The 16,859-nt window shown below is 51.9% G+C and carries 16 protein-coding genes; 12 read left to right on the top strand and 4 right to left on the bottom strand.

Annotated features, from left to right (window positions below; all coding sequences use genetic code 11):
* Window positions 1-61: 61 nt before the first annotated feature.
* Both HH215_RS17445 and HH215_RS17440 read left to right on the top strand, forming a co-directional pair.
* The gene (locus HH215_RS17445) at window positions 62-1,210 is read left to right on the top strand and encodes a D-alanine--D-alanine ligase (RefSeq protein ID WP_169281076.1); all 1,149 of its coding nucleotides are present in this window, start codon (window positions 62-64) and stop codon (window positions 1,208-1,210) included.
* Between the two features lie 81 nt (window positions 1,211-1,291).
* Window positions 1,292-1,894 (top strand): hypothetical protein, encoded by a 603-nt coding sequence (locus tag HH215_RS17440; protein ID WP_169281075.1) that lies wholly within the window; start codon window positions 1,292-1,294, stop codon window positions 1,892-1,894.
* Here HH215_RS17440 and HH215_RS17435 read toward each other — a convergent pair.
* Window positions 1,876-2,526, bottom strand: a complete 651-nt coding sequence (locus HH215_RS17435) for a DNA-binding response regulator (RefSeq protein ID WP_169281074.1) — start codon at window positions 2,524-2,526, stop codon at window positions 1,876-1,878. The two genes, HH215_RS17440 and HH215_RS17435, sit on opposite strands and share 19 nt — an antisense overlap.
* 717 nt (window positions 2,527-3,243) lie before the next feature.
* Here HH215_RS17435 and HH215_RS17430 point away from each other — a divergent pair.
* The 5 genes from HH215_RS17430 (at window position 3,244) to HH215_RS17410 (ending at window position 6,963) form a co-directional block, all read left to right on the top strand.
* A complete protein-coding gene (locus HH215_RS17430; RefSeq protein ID WP_169284440.1) occupies window positions 3,244-3,561 on the top strand; it encodes a hypothetical protein in 318 nt (105 codons plus the stop codon).
* A gap of 36 nt (window positions 3,562-3,597) precedes the next feature.
* The gene (uvsE, locus tag HH215_RS17425) at window positions 3,598-4,611 is read left to right on the top strand and encodes a UV DNA damage repair endonuclease UvsE (RefSeq protein WP_169281073.1); all 1,014 of its coding nucleotides are present in this window, start codon (window positions 3,598-3,600) and stop codon (window positions 4,609-4,611) included.
* 255 nt (window positions 4,612-4,866) lie between these two features.
* The gene (fabI, locus tag HH215_RS17420) at window positions 4,867-5,634 is read left to right on the top strand and encodes an enoyl-ACP reductase FabI (protein WP_169281072.1); all 768 of its coding nucleotides are present in this window, start codon (window positions 4,867-4,869) and stop codon (window positions 5,632-5,634) included.
* 171 nt (window positions 5,635-5,805) lie between these two features.
* Window positions 5,806-6,657 (top strand): inositol monophosphatase family protein, encoded by an 852-nt coding sequence (locus HH215_RS17415; RefSeq protein ID WP_169281071.1) that lies wholly within the window; start codon window positions 5,806-5,808, stop codon window positions 6,655-6,657.
* Window positions 6,658-6,702: 45 nt separating this feature from the next.
* On the top strand, window positions 6,703-6,963 hold the full coding sequence (locus tag HH215_RS17410) for a hypothetical protein (protein WP_169281070.1): 261 nt from the start codon (window positions 6,703-6,705) through the stop codon (window positions 6,961-6,963).
* Between the two features lie 37 nt (window positions 6,964-7,000).
* Here HH215_RS17410 and HH215_RS17405 read toward each other — a convergent pair whose 3' ends face one another.
* A complete protein-coding gene (locus HH215_RS17405) occupies window positions 7,001-8,080 on the bottom strand; it encodes a sulfate ABC transporter substrate-binding protein (protein ID WP_169281069.1) in 1,080 nt (359 codons plus the stop codon).
* A gap of 295 nt (window positions 8,081-8,375) precedes the next feature.
* Between HH215_RS17405 and HH215_RS17400 the strand changes: the two genes are divergently transcribed.
* The 3 genes from HH215_RS17400 (at window position 8,376) to HH215_RS17390 (ending at window position 12,335) form a co-directional block, all read left to right on the top strand.
* Complete coding sequence (locus HH215_RS17400) at window positions 8,376-9,401, top strand: sulfate ABC transporter substrate-binding protein (RefSeq protein WP_169281068.1); 1,026 nt, start codon at window positions 8,376-8,378, stop codon at window positions 9,399-9,401.
* A gap of 33 nt (window positions 9,402-9,434) precedes the next feature.
* Window positions 9,435-10,865, top strand: a complete 1,431-nt coding sequence (locus tag HH215_RS17395) for a WG repeat-containing protein (protein ID WP_169281067.1) — start codon at window positions 9,435-9,437, stop codon at window positions 10,863-10,865.
* A 201-nt stretch (window positions 10,866-11,066) separates the two neighbouring features.
* Entirely contained in the window at window positions 11,067-12,335 is a 1,269-nt protein-coding gene (locus HH215_RS17390; RefSeq protein ID WP_169281066.1) for a GTP-binding protein, read from the top strand.
* Window positions 12,336-12,433: 98 nt separating this feature from the next.
* Here the strand turns inward: HH215_RS17390 and HH215_RS17385 are convergent, their stop codons facing one another.
* Entirely contained in the window at window positions 12,434-13,750 is a 1,317-nt protein-coding gene (locus HH215_RS17385) for a glutamate-1-semialdehyde 2,1-aminomutase (RefSeq protein WP_169281065.1), read from the bottom strand.
* 63 nt (window positions 13,751-13,813) lie between these two features.
* Window positions 13,814-14,836, bottom strand: coding sequence for an LCP family protein (locus HH215_RS17380; protein WP_169281064.1), 1,023 nt, complete (start codon window positions 14,834-14,836; stop codon window positions 13,814-13,816).
* A 130-nt stretch (window positions 14,837-14,966) separates the two neighbouring features.
* On the opposite strand from HH215_RS17380, the gene HH215_RS17375 reads away from it, so the two are divergent.
* Both HH215_RS17375 and HH215_RS17370 read left to right on the top strand, forming a co-directional pair.
* Window positions 14,967-16,064: an ABC transporter ATP-binding protein gene (locus HH215_RS17375; protein WP_169281063.1), complete on the top strand. Its 1,098-nt coding sequence runs from the start codon at window positions 14,967-14,969 to the stop codon at window positions 16,062-16,064.
* Complete coding sequence (locus HH215_RS17370; RefSeq protein ID WP_169281062.1) at window positions 16,061-16,855, top strand: ABC transporter permease; 795 nt, start codon at window positions 16,061-16,063, stop codon at window positions 16,853-16,855. The genes HH215_RS17375 and HH215_RS17370 overlap by 4 nt, the downstream gene beginning before the upstream one ends.
* The last annotated feature ends 4 nt before the right edge of the window (window positions 16,856-16,859 follow it).

The raw sequence follows: 16,859 nt of genomic DNA, 5'->3' as shown, positions 1-16,859 counted from the left end.
CGGTCATTCCGAATGGATTCCGTGAGCGGTAATGTCGACTAAGCCGGAGGTAAATTACGATATGGGAAATAAAATACGCGTCGGGCTCGTGTACGGCGGACGTTCAGGCGAGCATCAAGTATCGCTGCAGACGGCGTTGGCCGTGTTGAAGGCGTTTGATTACGATCGATATGAACTTATTCCTTTTTATATTACGCCTAAGGGTCAATGGAGATCGGGTGCGTTGTTGAGCGCTCCGCCGGCGGCCGTAGCTGAGCTTCAATTCTCGGAATTAGCTGTCACGGAGACCACGTCCGAGAGTGCCGGAGCGGTTTCCGGGAATGCGTTGCTTCCGGTATTACAGGGAATGTCGGAAAAAGTGCTGCAGGAAGGATCGGCTGCAACCGATGGCAAATCCATCGATGTGATGCTGCCTCTTCTGCATGGGACATTCGGCGAAGACGGCACGATTCAAGGGTTGTTCGAGATGGCCGGGCTGCCGTACGTGGGCGCAGGAGTGCTGGCTTCTTCCGTCGGAATGGACAAGGTCGCGATGAAAACGATGTTCGCGCAGGCCGGATTGCCGCAAGTCGGTTATCGCCACTTCATTCGTTTTCAGTGGAACAAGGATCGGGAGTCCGTATTGGCGAACGTGGAAGAGCTGGGTTATCCGTGCTTCGTGAAGCCGGCTAACCTGGGTTCCAGCGTCGGCGTATCCAAAGCGCGCAACCGCGAGGAATTGGTAGCGGCGATCGAAGAAGCGCTGCGTTACGACCGCAAAGTTATCGTCGAGGAATTCGTGGACGCGCGGGAAATCGAAGTCAGCGTGCTCGGCAACGACGATCCTCGGGCATCGGTTCCCGGCGAAATCTGCAGCTCGAACGAATTCTACGATTATAAAGCGAAATATATCGACGGCAAGTCGGTTATGGTCATCCCGGCGGAAGTGTCGCCCGAGATTGCCGAGTCGGTGCGCGCCATGGCCGTTAAAGCGTTCCGCTCGATCGACGGATCGGGATTGTGCCGCGCGGATTTCTTCCTCCGCAGAAGCGACGGCGCGCTGTTCATTAACGAGGTGAACACGCTGCCCGGATTTACGCCTTACAGCATGTACCCGCTGATGTGGAAGGAATCGGGCGTCTCCTACCGCGAGTTGCTGGATACGTTGATCCAGCTCGCCATCGAGCGCCACGAAGAACGCCAGTCGATCGATTACGGCGGCGGGGAGTAACCCAGACGCCTTGGAACCCGGTTGTGAGCACCGTTTAACGAGTGCTTACTGCCGGGTTTTCCTTCTGCCGGAACAACGGTGGTGCTGAGCACCGCTATTTCGCACCATAGCGGAGATTTCGCCGGAACAACGGTGCTGAGCACCGCTATTACGCGCCATAGCGGAGATTTCGCCGGAACAACGGTGCTGAGCACCGCTATTACGCGCTATAGCGGAGTTTTCACCGGAACAACGGTGCTGAGCACCGCTATTACGCGCTATAGCGGAGTTTTCACCGGAACAACGGTGCTGAGCACCGCTATTTTGCACCATAGCGGAGATTTCGCCGGAACAACGGTGCTGAGCACCGCTATTACGCGCTATAGCGGAGTTTTCACCGGAACAACGGTGCTGAGCACCGCTATTACGCGTTGCAACTGGGATTTCTCCGGAACAACGGTGCTGAACACCGCTATTTCGCGCTATAGCGGAGTTTTCACCGGAACAACGGTGCTGAGCACCGCTATTACGCGCCATAGCGGAGTTTTCACCGGAACAACGGTGCTGATCACCGCTATTACGCGCCATAGAGGAGTTTTCACCGGAACAACGGTGCTGATCACCGCTATTACGCGTTGCAACTGGGATTTCACCGGAACAACGGTGCTGAGCACCGCTATTACGCGCTATTTTCTGAGTTTGTAACTTTGAATCCTTTTTTCACCGGAAGCCGCAACTAGTATTCCCTTTTCGACCAAAAGATGTAGCTGTTCTCTGGCAAGTTTCTCATTCCTACCTAAGCAACTACTCACCATCGCAACAGTAATCGGGGTCGCAGAACGGGTAGCTAAACGCACGATTTCCCGCTGATAGAGAGACAAATCCATCATTTCCGAGCTGTCTTCGCCATACCAAACCTCCAGCATCTTTCGGATGTGTTTTTGGCATGCGAGGGGATTTTCCTTTAATTTGTCGATTGAAAAGCGTAAAATGTTCCATTCGGCTAAAACGATCTCGTTCTGACGGTCCAAACCTCGAGAAAATGACCACCGGTCCGCATCTCGCGCATGCGAGCCGAAGCTATCGGATTCTATGCTAGTGGGTTTCGGCTTGCGAAGATATGCATAATCCATGTAGTAATAATTACCGTCAGAATCGATGAATTCATATTCCGGGTACAGATCGTCCAGGCTCCGAATCACGGGGTACAAAGCTTGAACCAACAGAAACTTCTCGCCAAAACCGTGACGCTCCTTCAATCTGCGAAGCCTTTCCCCGCTGCTTTGAGCGATGTGTTTGTTTAACCAGTTGCGATATTCCGTTTCGAAATTGTTCATGAATTCTCTCCCTCTCTTTGGACAAAAAAATAACCGCCCCCGATTCCAAAAATGGAATCAAAGGCGGTGTGCTTCACTCGCGTTAGTACGATAATAACCCAATGCGAGTCCGATGTCACTACTCAGTTACTAGCTTAGTTACTTGCTTGCCCAAATGTCATTCTATGCGACAACTCAGTTGCTAGCTTGCTGAAACTTCATTCCCTTTTTGGCACCTCGCGGCGACTTCGCGCGGGGGGTGTGACGGCAAGTGATGGCTGTCAACCTCATGCCCTACTTTTATGTCACTAGTACGCAAGCAAACTTTATCCTATGAATTAAGTAATCAACAAGGAGTAAGTTTCGTTTAATGATATCCACATGTGGAAAACTCCGTATTTCAATCCAAAAGTCGCTTAAAAACTCAAAATGTGCATAAACCGGTTAGTAACTCAATGGGAATCCACAATTCATGCAGGTATTGGGATAACTTATTCACGAGTGGAGAGTAACTTTCGAACAAAAAACGCCATCTGTGGAAAACTGAACCTCGAAAGAGACCGGTTTAAGATCCCCGAATAAGATCACCTTTTCCTTAGCGGCTTCAAAAGGGTATAATAAATGCCAATATCACAATGGATTTTCGCGCGGTTCGCGTTGGGCCAGGAGTTATGGAATTACGACGTCGCGGCGTTGCCCAGAAAATACATTGTCGATCAGAGTTTGGAGGGATGTTCAATGGGCTTTCAAACGGAGTTCAATTCCGTATGTAAATTCAAATCCGAGCAAGAGTTATACGAGCTTCTTGAATACGGTCGCGGCAAAATGGTCAAAAAACATTTTCGCGTTTTCCCGACGGGTCAGAAAGTGATCGCGTATACGCCTGATAATCAAGCGGTAGCCATCGTTCGAATCGTAGCTTCCATTGCGGAAATCAATTTTCAAGGAGAAGAAGTTACTCAGGTGGAAATGGAGCTCGTGCGCAGGCTGACGGATGAGGAAGCGCGGGTACAAACTTCCCTCGCACATGAAATGTTCTTCGGAGAGCAATCCTAGTTACCTTAGAGCTATTGTTCGGGAGGTTTATTGATTATGATCGTACGTTTCGGATACGTCGCGATGTCTGTCGAACTGGAGAATGCTTCCCCGTCGAAGACGATGACGATGGCCAGCTTCTCCAAGCTGGCGGACCGAGAGGCGGGGATCCACCGTCTTGAACGTATCGCGGAAGAAAATCTGCGCAATACGCTAAGGTTATTGAAGCATAACCGTTACTTGGGCGTGCACGTTTACCGCATGACTTCTAAGTTGATTCCTCTCGCGACTCATCAGGAGCTAGCCGATTGGGATCCTTACCCCGCTTTGGCGAATTCTTTTGCCGAGGTTGGGGCTTTTATTCGCGAACACGATATGCGGGTTTCTTTTCATCCCGACCATTTCACGGTATTAAGTACGCCGCGTCCGGAAGTGTTTAGCAATTCGGTTAATGATCTTAACCATCATGTGCGGATGCTGGAAGCGATGGGCTTGGACGAACGCGCGACCAATAATATCCATGTCGGGGGCAGTTACGGCGACAAGAAAGCTTCGGCGTTAAGGTTTATCGAACAGTTTCGGACCATAGAGCGGAGAATTACGGAGAGGATCACGTTGGAGAACGACGACAAAACGTTCACTGCCGCGGAAACGCTCCGAATCGCTGAAGAAGTGGGAGTTCCTATGGTGTTGGACATTCATCATCATGCGGTAAATCCCGGCGAAGAAAGAATGGCGGATCTATGGCCAAGAATCCAGCGTACTTGGGATCATTTCGCTTGGAACGTCCGTCAGTCCGAGGCTCGATTAAAGCTTCCTCCTAAGCTTCATGTTTCAAGTCCTAAGAGTTTATCCGACCCGAGAGGGCACGCCGATCATATCGAGATCATGCCGTTGTTGACGTTCTTGCGGGAAATCGCACATCTTACCCCGGCCATCGATATTATGATAGAAGCCAAGCGGAAAGACGAGGCTTTGTTGAAACTCATGGATGAGTTTCGAGCGTTAGAGGCGAGCGGCGAACCGGTTCGGGTTATCGACGGTGGAAGCTTGGAGTTTCTCCAAGAATAAGAGAGTATCTCACCCGTTGTATTTTTCCCAATCGTCTACGCCATCAACGTTTCCCCGCCAGACTCCCCGCCATTCCTAGAGGATGGCGAAATTCGGTTTATGCCCGCATGTAAACGCCTACATCTCTAGTCGATAACCGCGACATTGACTGTTGCAATCCCCGTGGAAATGCGTTACGTTGGACAATGAAGGGTGCTGTGTCAGCTTTTGGAGAGCGAGAGCATCTTTAATTGTGACGAGGGGGAAATCCACGAAATGAACGGATTGCTTACTGGAAAGAACATCGTGGTCATGGGCGTTGCCAACGAGCGCAGCATCGCCTGGGCCATTGCCCAATCGCTTGCATCTCAAGGAGCGCGATTGGTTTTTACATACGAGAACGAGCGAGTGGAAGAACGCGTTAAAAAGCTAGCGGATACGATCGAGGGCTCGCTGACGTTACAATGCAACGTTTCCTCCGATGAAGACATAGAAGCACTCGCTGCCCGCTTGAAGGAAGAGGTTGGCGTGCTGCACGGACTTGCGCATTGCATCGCCTTCGCGAAAGCGGAAGAGCTGGACGGCTTGTACGTGGATACGTCGCGTCCGGGTTTTGCATTAGCTCACGATGTGAGCGTATATTCCCTAACGGCCGTAGCGCAAAGACTTCACCCGTTAATGACGGAAGGCGGCAGCATCGTCACGCTGACTTATCTTGGTGCAGAGCGTACGCTTCGCAATTACAACGTTATGGGAGTTGCCAAAGCCGCGCTTGAAGCATCCGTTCGTTATCTCGCAAGCGACTTGGGCCCGCAAGACATTCGCGTCAACGCGATTTCCGCAGGTCCGATTCGCACGCTGGCAGCTAAAGGCATTGCCGGATTTAATACGATCTTGAAGCAAGTAGAGGAGAAAGCTCCTCTTCGTCGCAACACGGAAGCATCCGACGTAGGCGATACCGCTCTATTCTTGATGAGCCCTTGGGCTCGCGGCATTACGGGCGAAGTTCTGCATGTCGACAACGGGTATAATATTGTAGGATAATTCACTTTAGCAATGCAATGCCCGATGCGAACTGATTCTATGGGATCAATCGCATCGGTTTTTTTGTCAATCCCCACCACTAGCGCAACCGCTTTACCGCATTTTCGTATATGATAGAAAAAGGACAACCTTGTCCGAACGTAACGATACCAATGATTAGAGGGATGGATAATGGACGCTAACCAGCCTGAGAGCATTATCGGCGGCAAGAGCTTTACGGCGGTAGCCGTCAACTGCGCTGCCAAAGCCGGAGAATGGATTAAAAGCAAAATGGGAAGCATTACCCAGTTGGATACGAAATACTCGATGCACGATCTCGTGACCGAAGTAGACAAGGGCGCGGAGCGGATGATCCGCAATCTGATCGCGACACATTTTCCTACCCATTCCTTCTTGGGAGAAGAGGGAGTAGAGCCGGGGTCGGAAGCATCCGCGAAAGCGTTGCAGGATGTCAGCGACGCCGAGTATCTATGGATCGTCGATCCCGTGGACGGTACGACCAATTACGTGCATGGATTTCCGTTCTATTCGGTATCCATCGCATTGGCGCATCGCGGACAAGTGATCGTCGGCGTCGTGTACGACCCTTCGAGAGACGAGCTGTTCGTGGCCGAAAGAGGGAAGGGCGCATACGTGCACGGACGTAAAATGCAAGTGTCCCCGGAGAATAAGTTAAGCTTAAGTTTGTTGGCAACCGGATTCCCCGCGGATCAGCATGTGGCTTTACCTGCAAACCTGAAGGGCATTCAAGCGCTGGCTCCCAAGGTCCGCAATATTAGGGTCTCTGGATCGGCGGCGTTGCATCTTGCTTACGTGGCGTCAGGCCGTCTGAGCGGCTTCTGGGAATACAACTTGAGCGCGTGGGATATCGCGGCCGGCTCGTTGTTAGTCGAGGAAGCGGGCGGACGAATGTCGGACTTATCCGGAGAGCCTTATCACCTCGCCGTACGCAACGTAACCGCAACCAATGGACTTATTCAGCAGGAATTGATCGAGGAGCTTCAAGCCGCATCGCATACATGAGATTAGCGGCTTTCGACCATTCTAAGGAGAAGGGGGCGAAGGATCGTGGAGCATAAAGATGCCGAGGAGTTGCTCGCCCGAGCATTAACCGAGGAAACGGCAGAGCCGTCGGGAGAGGAAGTTCAATCCGAAGCGACAAAGCAGCTTCCGCCGCGATGGGAAATACGGGTGCAGGCTAAGTTCGATCCGGTCGTCGAAGAGACGAAAGCATATCGGGCCATGGCTTCGGAAGTAGACGGCAGATATGCAAACGTGAAGCTGGAAAAGCAAGCCGATAGCGAAAAAGACGAAGGGCAATCCCGTTAACGGGATATCCCCTTCGTCTTTTTGTTAATAGTGCGGTTCATGATTTGGCTGGCAATTGACCGAACAAGCCGCCTTCGGAGAAGAGCGCTTGCTGCAGGTCTTCCCAGCCGCTTAAGTTATCGTCTACCGTGAGAAGAGAGACATTCGCGAACACGCCGACGTATTGCTCCGTGATGGAAGCGAATCGCGGTCTGAAATAATGCTTGGCGGCGATCGTCTGCGCTTCTTCCGTGAAGAGGTAGTCTGCGTAAGCATTCGCGACCTCGCGGACGCCATTCGCGTCGGCGTTGCTATCGATAGCCGACACGATCGGTTCTACGGTTAACGTAACGGAGGGCACGATGACCTCGATTTTGCCTTTACCGGTCGAGTTGGCGATCCGAAGGGCATTGCTTTCCGTCGTTATCCATACATCGCCCTGGCTCTTGCCGACGAATATGCTCTCCGCCTCCGTATCGTCTTTAGCAAGCACGCTCACATGCTGATGATAATCGGTGACGAAAGCTTTGGCTGCTTCGGTATCATCGGCCTGCTTATCCAACGAATAAGCCCAGGGAGCCGCATAATACCAACGCGCGTCTGAATCCGTAGTCGGATCGGTCGTTACGATCTGAACTTCGGCTTTAAGGACATCTTCCCATTCCGCGATTCCTTTCGGATTGCCCGATCGGACGACGAAAGCGACGGCCGTCGTAAACGGAGAACTATTATAATCGTAACGCTGTTGCCACCCTTCCCCCACGAGACCTTTAGCCTGAATGGCATCGATGTCGATGCCTACGCCGAGCGTAGTCACGTCCGCCTTTACTTGCCCGCCGATAATGGCATCCTTCTGAACGTTCGAGCTTCCCGCGGATTGTTCGATCGTTACGGTTTGTCCGGTACGTTCTTTCCAGCTGTGGATAAAAGCGTTATCGATCTCCGCGTACAATTCGGCCGTACCCTTCGAAACCGCGTTGATCAAGGACACGGCTTTCGTATAGTCGGATTTCGGAGTCTCTTCAGCGGCTGCCTGTTCCTTGTTGCCGTTTCCCGAGCAGGCGGAAATCGTTAAAGTCGTAAGCGCGATTAAACCGATAAGAATAGCGCGTGTGCTCATGCTTTTGCGCGTGTGCATGGAGGTACCCCTTTTCAAAAAAATATTAATTCCAATAGAAATAATTGGATTTATTGAAGCGATTGTAGCAACAGAACAAACTTGTTGTCAACGATTAATTCATAGTTGACAACTGGGAATAGTGTGGAATATGATGGGATTATTCAAATGGATCGTGCCATCGCGCCGACCGGTAAACCGGAGGCCTCGACTTCACATCCGCACAGCCGCAGTTATTGCGCTATGCGTATGTCCGAAATCGGGGCCTTTTACGTTTGCTACCTACATTTTCTCAAAACAAAGGAGAGTCATCCGAATGAAGAAATCTTTCCGCCTTATCCTGCTTACCGCATTGGCATTCGTATTATCCACATCGACCGTATTCGGTGCCGTTACCAAGAAATCCGAGAAGAAAAGCGTAAACCTGCTTAATGTCTCCTACGATCCGACTCGCGAATTGTACGTGGAATACAACGCGGCGTTCGCTAAGTATTGGGAGAAGAAAACCGGACAGAAAGTAACGATTAAGCAATCCCATGGAGGCTCGGGAGCACAAGCTCGTTCCGTTATCGACGGTCTGGAAGCGGACGTGGTCACGTTAGCTCTTGAATACGACGTAACCGCCATAGAGGACAAAGGTTTTATCGCCAAGGGCTGGCAGAAACGGCTGGCGAATAACAGCGCTCCATACAAATCCACGATCGTTTTCCTAGTACGTAAAGGCAATCCGAAGAAGATCAAAGACTGGGACGATCTGGTTAAGTCCGATATCAAAATCATTACGCCGAATCCGAAGACGTCGGGCGGAGCTCGTTGGAACTACTTGGCCGCTTGGGGTTACGCATTGAAACATAACGACAACAGCCAAGACAAAGCGAAAGAATTCGTGAAGAAGCTATTCCAGAACGTACCGGTACTCGATACGGGCGCTAGAGGTTCCACGAATACGTTCATCGAGAAGGGCATCGGAGACGTCTTAATCGCTTGGGAGAACGAAGCCTACTTGGCCAAGAAGGAATACGGGGATAAATTCGAGATCGTAACGCCGTCCTTAAGTATCCTTGCGGAGCCTACGGTTGCCGTCGTAACCAAGAACGTGAACAAGCACGATACCCGCCAAGTCGCTACCGCTTATCTGGATTATCTGTACACCGAGGAAGGCCAAAGAATCGCGGCGAAAAACTTCTACCGTCCGATCAATGCCAAAGTCGCGAAAGAGTTCGCGAAAAACTTCCCTACTCTGAATCTGATTACGATTAACGATTTCGGCGGTTGGGAGAAAGCGCAAGCGGAACATTTCGCGGATAAAGGAACCTTCGACCAAATTTACTTGAAAAAATAATCAATATCCCTAATAGATGAGGAGAAATTCTATATGTCTCAATCCCGATTTCTTATTTCTCATACCCGTCCATCGATCCGCAAAGGATTGTTAGTTGCGGCAGCCGCGCTCTTAGCGGTACAAATCTCAAGCTTCGGCCATGCTTCCGCGGTATCCGCCGCAACGGCTAGCGCGACCGTCTCCGTAGACGGAGTCATTCAAACGGGCTGGACGACGGCAACGATCAAGGGTGCCACCTTCCTGCCTGCCAAATCGTTCGCCGCAGCGATCGGAGCGACCGTGAAGTGGGATCAAGCGACCAAGACGACGATATTGACACAAGGCAGTCGCTCGGTGAAACTTGCAGCCAACTCCAACAATGCGATCGTGAACGGTAAAAGCGTCGCGTTGTCGGCGGCAACGCAATGGAAAGACGGAGTTTTGTGGGTTCCGGCTAAAGTAATCGGAGAGCAGTTCGGAGCAAAGGTAACTTGGGACGGTGCTACGTCGACGTTAACGATCGCACCAAGACTCCATCCGTTCGTAAGCAACGGCAAGCAAGGCTACGTGAACGTATTCGGAGAAGTCGCCATTCCGGCGAAATACGATGAAACGAACGGCTTCAGCGAAGGGCTGGCTATCGTAACGAAATACGGCAACAGCGGTTATATCAACGCATCGGGCAAATCCGTTATCCCTGTTCAGTATACTCAGGCTTACGATTTCTCCGACGGTCTCGCGCTAGTCGAGAAGAACGGTAAAGCCGCTTATATCAACGCGCGCGGGGAGACGGTACTGACTCCGGCTTACGATGAAGCGTTCGATTTCTCCGGCGGGCTAGCGCTCGTTCGAACGGGCGACAAATTCGGTTACATCGATCATTCCGGCAAAGAAGTCATTCCGTTGCAGTTCGAGGATGCGTTTTATTTCTCCGGGGGACTCGCTGCCGTGCAAATCGAAGGGAAATACGGTTACATCGATACGACGGGCAAAGTGGTTATTCCGGCCGTCTACCAGCACGCGTTCGATTTCAGCGAAGGTCTCGGACTCGTACAGGCGGAAGGCGCGGACGGCGAAGGTTCCTTCGGTTACGTGAATGCCAAGGGAGAGTTGGCAATACCGGCCAGTTATGCACAAGGCTTCGTTTTCAGCGAAGGCGTTGCCGCCGTCGCGAACGAAGGAGTATTCAGTTACGTGAACCGCAAAGGAGAGACGGTACTTAGCACGAAATACGCGGATGTCGGCGACTTTCATGACGGTTTGGCTTACTTCGAGGAAGACGGCAAATATGGCTTTATCAATAAAAAGGGCGATGTCGCCATTAAAGCCCAATACGATTCCGTTGAACCGTTCGATAATGGACTGGCGCGCGTGATTAACGGCACAGAAGCGAAGCTGATCGACGTTCAAGGGAAAGTCGTGGCAGACGCGGCGGCACCGGCTATCGAAGTTCCGGCTCCCGCTGAAGCGCAAGCCGCGAAATAAGCAGAGTCGATTAAGGGAGCCCTTCATCCGTACCGGATGGGGGGCTTCCTTTGTTGACAGATGAGATGACTGCCTGTATTATTAATCGTAATTATTACGATTAAATTCAGAGGCCGAGATGATAACCGATGCAACTCGGTTTTCTATTTCACACATTATCGTAATGATTACGATTAAATGAATGGAGAAGTGAGACATTTAATGAACAAAGCTACCGAACCGACTAAAGCTACCGTGCCGAATAATGATCCGAACAAGCCCAATAAACTCCCTGTCACCGTATTAAGCGGATATTTAGGCGCAGGCAAAACAACGATCCTTAATCACGTCTTGAACAATCGGCAAGGCTTGAAAGTTGCCGTCATCGTTAACGATCTAGGAGACGTTAACATTGACGCGGCTTTGATTAAAGACGGAGGAGGCTTGTCGCGAACGGACGAGAAGCTCGTAGAGATGTCTAACGGCTGTATCTGTTGCACGCTAAGGGAAGATTTGTTGCATGAAGTGGAGAGATTGGCTTGCGAGAATCGATTCGACTACATCTTGATCGAATCGACCGGCGTAGGGGAACCGATCCCCGTTGCGCAGACGTTCTCTTATATCGACGAGGAGCATGGCATCGATTTGACGAAATTTTGCCGCCTCGATTGCATGGTGACGGTCGTCGATGCGTACCGGTTCTGGAGCGATTTCTCGTCCGGGGAGCGGCTCATGGACCGCAAGCAGGAAATCGGAGAGAACGATACCCGCGAAGTCGTCGATCTGCTGATCGATCAGATCGAGTTCTGCGACGTGCTTATATTGAATAAATGCGACAGGGTAGGCGACAAGGAGCTTGCGGAACTGGAAACGGTTCTCCGAAGTCTTCAGCCGCGCGCGAAAATCATCCGTTCCGAATTCGGACGAGTGGAAGCTTCCGATATTCTGAACACGGGATTGTTCGATTTCGACGAAGCGAGCCGTTCGGCGGGTTGGATGCAGGAAATGGCGAAGGAGCATCACGTTCCCGAGACGGAGGAATACGGAATTTCCTCCTTCGTATATGAACGAATTCGTCCGTTTCACCCTGAGCGCCTTATGCGATGGATGAGCGAATGGCCTGCCGAAGTCGTCCGCGCCAAAGGCATCATTTGGCTAGCTACGCGTAATAACATGGCGCAAAATTTCAGCCAAGCCGGACCTTCGATACAGTTCGGACCGGCAGGATATTGGGTCGCTTCGCTTCCGCAGCATGAAATGGAGGACATCGTTCGCGAAGATCCCGACATATCGAAATACTGGGACCCGGTTTACGGCGATAGAGTTAACAAAATCGTCTTCATCGGACTGGAGATGGACCGTCAAGGACTCGTCGCGGAACTGGACGATTGCTTGCTGACGGACGAGGAGATTGGCATGGAGTGGAGTGCGTTTCCCGATGATTTTCCGAATCAGTCGAGCGTTCCTTTCGAGGAGCAACTACAGTCTTGAGCCGTTACTCCAAAGATCAACCGACCTTCCTGATCGGATGGGATAACGGCAAATCCACAAGCAGGGATGCCCTCTCTAGGAGGACATCCCTGCTTGTCTTAACGGCCTGCGGCCATTTCTTGGAATGACGCATCCGCGGCGGCCACCGTTTCTTCGATATCCGCATCCGTGTGAGCGGTTGTAAGAAACCACGCTTCATATTTAGAAGGAGCCAGATAGATGCCGCGATCTAACATAAGCCGGAAGAAATGGGCGAATTGCTCGCCGTCGGAGCCCTGCGCCTCTTCGTAATTCGTGACGGGATGATCGCAGAAATGAGTCGAGAACGCCCCCACGATCCGGTTGATCGTCAGCGGTATGCCATGCTTGTCGGCCGATGCCTGCAAGCCCTCGCATAACCGAGTCGCCATCGCTTCCATGCGCGTATATACGCCCGGTTCTCGCAGAACTTCCAAGCATGCAAGTCCCGCAAGCACGGAAGCCGGATTGCCAGCCATCGTGCCAGCTTGATAGGCGGGACCCAGCGGCGCGATCATCGCCATCAGGTCGGCGCGACCGCCGTAGGCTCCGATAGGCAGTCCGCCGCCGATGATCTTGCCAAGCGCGGTCAAGTCGGGGCGGATCGCGTCTTGATCGGGAAAAGCGGAGAACGTCTGGCTTGACCCGTAATGGAAGCGAAACGCGCTAATGACCTCGTCATAGATAACCAGAGCTCCGGCTTCCCTCGTCATCTTGCATAAAGCTTCCAGAAATCCGGGTTTCGGCATGACCATGCCGAAATTACCGACGATCGGCTCGACCATAACGGCCGCGACTTGGTCTCCCCAGCGTTCCAGAGCGAGCCGCAATCCGTCCAACTCGTTGAACGGCACCGTAATGACTTCGCTTGCGATGCTCGGCGGAATTCCGGCGCTGTCGGGAATTCCGAGCGTCGACGGCCCGGAGCCGGCGGCGACAAGGACGAGATCGGCGTGTCCGTGGTAACAGCCGGCGAACTTGATGATCTTGTTGCGGCCCGTAAAAGCCCGCGCAACCCGGATCGTCGTCATGACGGCTTCGGTGCCGGAATTGACGAACCGTACCTTGTCCATGGAAGGGATAGCCGCCTTCAATTGTTCCGCTAACCGAATCTCATGCTCCGTAGCGGTACCGTATAATGTGCCGTCATGCGCGGCCCGAACGATCGCTTCGGTAATTTTCGGATGGGCGTGCCCGGTAATGATCGGTCCGAAAGCGGCCAAGTAGTCGATATATTGATTATCGTCGACATCCCAGAAGCGCGCGCCTTGCCCTTTTTTCATGAACACCGGCGCTCCGCCTCCCACGGCTTTGAAAGAGCGGGAAGGGCTGTTGACTCCGCCGACGATATGCTGCTGCGCTTCTTCATATAATTGCGCCGAACGAATTCTCTGCATGTGCAATTAAGCCTCCAAGATATGTGTCGATTCGATCTGTTTTTATTTCGTCGTAGTCATCGTTTATTGCTTAGCGTTAGTCGCCGACGAAGCCGCGCCCGAAGAAGATGGGGAAGGACTAGGCGTCGCCAGACTCTCGTCCTTGTTCAACACTTCTTGCACGTACCCTTTCAGGGCATCGAGGCTTCGAACGCCAAGTACGGCCGAACCGTTTACCTTCTCATCCGTAACTAACTCCATCGGAGGAATTTGCGCGGAACCGGCTTGATGGGAGTTGTAGCCGAGAGTTCCCAGCTTCAACATATCGTTAACGGTCATGTTCGTTTCGACGTATGGAATGACTTCCCCCAGAATATCCGGAAGCTTGATCAGGTTCCAGCCGGATTTCACCTTGGCGGCGACGGCTTTAAGGAACTCCCGCTGACGCTCGGTACGGGTGAAGTCGGACAACTTATCATGCCTAAATCTCACGTACTGCAACGCCTTATCTCCGTCCAGATGCTGCTGGCCCTTCTTCAGGTCGATGTCGAACTTATGGTCGTCGGCGGAATCGGTATATTTCATATCCTTTTCCACGTAGAAGTCCACCCCGCCGAGAGCATCGACCAATTTAATGAATCCCTGGAAATCAACATAAACATAATACTGAATATCGAGTCCGGTTAGGTTGCCGATCGTCTTCATCGTAAGCTCCGGACCGCCGAGCGTAATGGCCGCGTTCACCCGATTGTCCTTATAGCCGGGAATTTCCACATGAGTGTCGCGAAGAACGGAAAATAAATGAATGCTTTTCGATACGGGATCGAAGGAAGCGACCAGCATAGTATCGGACCGGGCGACCTCGCCCTCTCTAAGACCTCTTTCGTCACCGCCCATCAGCAGCACGTTAACGCGTTCGGAACCTTCCCATTCGGGAGGTTTGTACTCGGGCTTTTCTTCGAATTGACCGAACCGGGATTCCTCCTTCGTTTTCTTGGCATTGGATAACTCGTTGTAATTGGAGATAGCCCACCACCCGACGAAACAAAGGAAAATAAATGCCAAGCTTAGTATCGTAAAAAGCGTGATCTTCCATTTTTTGCGCATGAATGTATGTCCTTTCGAGGTTGCTGTGTGATAAAATTATAAAGTTTCGGCTATGAAATAAGCAAGTTCGGCGATTTTTGCGCGTGATTATCGCGTACTCATGAACTCGACTTGAATACAGGAGGTTCATATGTTAGCCATAGACGTACACCAATTGCGCAAGCAATTCAAGGTTCAGAAAAACCGCGAGGGTCTCAAGGGAGCGCTTAAAGATCTATTCAAGCGGGAGCATACGGAAGTCGCCGCGGTGAAGGATATTAGCTTTCAGATTCCTCAAGGAGAAATATGCGGCTATATCGGGGAGAACGGCGCCGGCAAATCGACGACGATCAAGATGCTGACCGGCATCTTGGTGCCGACTTCGGGCAAGCTTGTCGTTAACGGCTATATTCCCTATAAAGATCGCGAAAAATTCGTGCACGGGATCGGCGTCGTATTCGGGCAACGGAGTCAATTATGGTGGGACATCGGGGTGATCGAGTCGTTCCGGTTGTTGCGCAAGGTGTATCGCGTAAGCGAGACCGACTTCCGCCGCAGGCTGGACGAGCTCGTGGAAACGATGCAACTCCAGGAATTGCTTAACCGTCCCGTTCGCAAGCTGAGTCTCGGGCAACGGATGCGCTGCGAGCTCGTGGCGGCATTGCTGCATAATCCGTCGATTCTATTTTTGGATGAACCGACGATCGGGCTCGATATCGTGGTGAAAACGGAAATTCGGGAATTTCTGAAACGGTTGAACCGGGAGCAAGGCACAACGATCCTGCTGACTACGCATGATCTGCAAGATATCGAGGCGTTATGCTCGCGCGTGATCATGCTCGACGACGGCCGAATTATCTATGACGGCGGATTAGACGAGTTGAAATCCCGTTGGGGCAAAGGCCGCGAAGTACAGTTCCAATTCACCGACGCCGTGTCGCTCCAAGCGGTGGCGGCGATGACCGGAGAGCTTGCCGTTCGCTGGTCGCTAGAGAACGACGTAACCGCCAAAGTATGGATTCCCCGCGAAATGAACGTGTCCGAGGTGCTTTCGCGCGTCGTTGGTCAGCGAGATATTAGCGACATTAAGATTTTCGAGACGAACACCGACGAGATCGTGCGCGAGATTTATCAATCGGGAAGTGCCGAAGCGCCAAGGGATCTGTCCGCTTTGACTGACGATTTAGAGGCGACGGATCAGAAAGAGCCGGCTAAGGTAGGTTCAGGTTCGGGAGCGGGACAACCATGACGAGCGCGTATTTGGATTTCGTTCGCATCCGTTTTCTCATGATGCTCGCTTACAGGGTTAATTATTATAGCGGCATTATCATTTACGCCATTAATATCGGAGCGTATTACTTCCTATGGAAGGCGATATACGGCGAGGCCGAGACGCTTCAAGGCTTTACGGTTATCCAGATGTCCACTTACGTGGCCGTATCTTGGATGGCCCGAGCGTTCTATTTCAACAATCTGGACCGCGAAATCTCGAACGAGATCGTGGACGGCAGCGTGGCGATTCAGATTATCCGGCCCTATTCGTATTTGATCGTGAAAATGATGCAAGGATTCGGGGAAGGCTTGTTCCGGCTGTTGCTGTTCATGATTCCGGGGATGATTATCGTTTCGTTTATTTTTCCGATTACGTTGCCTACCGACCCTGTGCAATGGATCGTGTTCTTCGTCATGATCTGGTTCAGCTTTCTCATCAATACGCAGCTTAATATTTTGACGGGTCTGGGCGCTTTTTTCTTCGAAAACAATCAAGGCATCATGTCGATGAAGCGAATCTTGGTGGATCTGCTGTCGGGCGTCGTCGTTCCGATCGCGTTCTTCCCGGGCTGGGCGATCTCGGTTATGAATTGGCTTCCGTTCCAAGCGATCACGTATTTGCCGGGATCCGTATTCACCGGGCGAATTCAAGGCGCCGACGTATGGAACGCGTTGTTGGTGCAGGTCATATGGACGGTCGTGTTGATCGTTCCGATTATGCTCGTATGGCGGGCGGCGCGTCGTCGTCTGTTCGTTCAGGGAGGTTGAGCGA

The organism is Cohnella herbarum, assembly GCF_012849095.1.
Lineage (GTDB): Bacteria > Bacillota > Bacilli > Paenibacillales > Paenibacillaceae > Cohnella > Cohnella herbarum.
Note: the sequence above shows the minus strand (reverse complement) of the source record. Positions and strands in the feature narration are given on the sequence as shown.

Coding starts and splice junctions, on each gene's coding strand:
- HH215_RS17430 (WP_169284440.1), top strand. CDS start 3,244: ATGGGCTTTCAAACGGAGTTCAATTCCGTATGTAAATTCAAATCCGAG.
- HH215_RS17390 (WP_169281066.1), top strand. CDS start 11,067: ATGAACAAAGCTACCGAACCGACTAAAGCTACCGTGCCGAATAATGAT.
- HH215_RS17415 (WP_169281071.1), top strand. CDS start 5,806: ATGGACGCTAACCAGCCTGAGAGCATTATCGGCGGCAAGAGCTTTACG.
- uvsE (WP_169281073.1), top strand. CDS start 3,598: ATGATCGTACGTTTCGGATACGTCGCGATGTCTGTCGAACTGGAGAAT.
- fabI (WP_169281072.1), top strand. CDS start 4,867: ATGAACGGATTGCTTACTGGAAAGAACATCGTGGTCATGGGCGTTGCC.
- HH215_RS17405 (WP_169281069.1), bottom strand. CDS start 8,080: ATGCACACGCGCAAAAGCATGAGCACACGCGCTATTCTTATCGGTTTA.
- HH215_RS17385 (WP_169281065.1), bottom strand. CDS start 13,750: ATGCAGAGAATTCGTTCGGCGCAATTATATGAAGAAGCGCAGCAGCAT.
- HH215_RS17435 (WP_169281074.1), bottom strand. CDS start 2,526: ATGAACAATTTCGAAACGGAATATCGCAACTGGTTAAACAAACACATC.
- HH215_RS17445 (WP_169281076.1), top strand. CDS start 62: ATGGGAAATAAAATACGCGTCGGGCTCGTGTACGGCGGACGTTCAGGC.
- HH215_RS17400 (WP_169281068.1), top strand. CDS start 8,376: ATGAAGAAATCTTTCCGCCTTATCCTGCTTACCGCATTGGCATTCGTA.
- HH215_RS17370 (WP_169281062.1), top strand. CDS start 16,061: ATGACGAGCGCGTATTTGGATTTCGTTCGCATCCGTTTTCTCATGATG.
- HH215_RS17375 (WP_169281063.1), top strand. CDS start 14,967: ATGTTAGCCATAGACGTACACCAATTGCGCAAGCAATTCAAGGTTCAG.
- HH215_RS17395 (WP_169281067.1), top strand. CDS start 9,435: ATGTCTCAATCCCGATTTCTTATTTCTCATACCCGTCCATCGATCCGC.
- HH215_RS17380 (WP_169281064.1), bottom strand. CDS start 14,836: ATGCGCAAAAAATGGAAGATCACGCTTTTTACGATACTAAGCTTGGCA.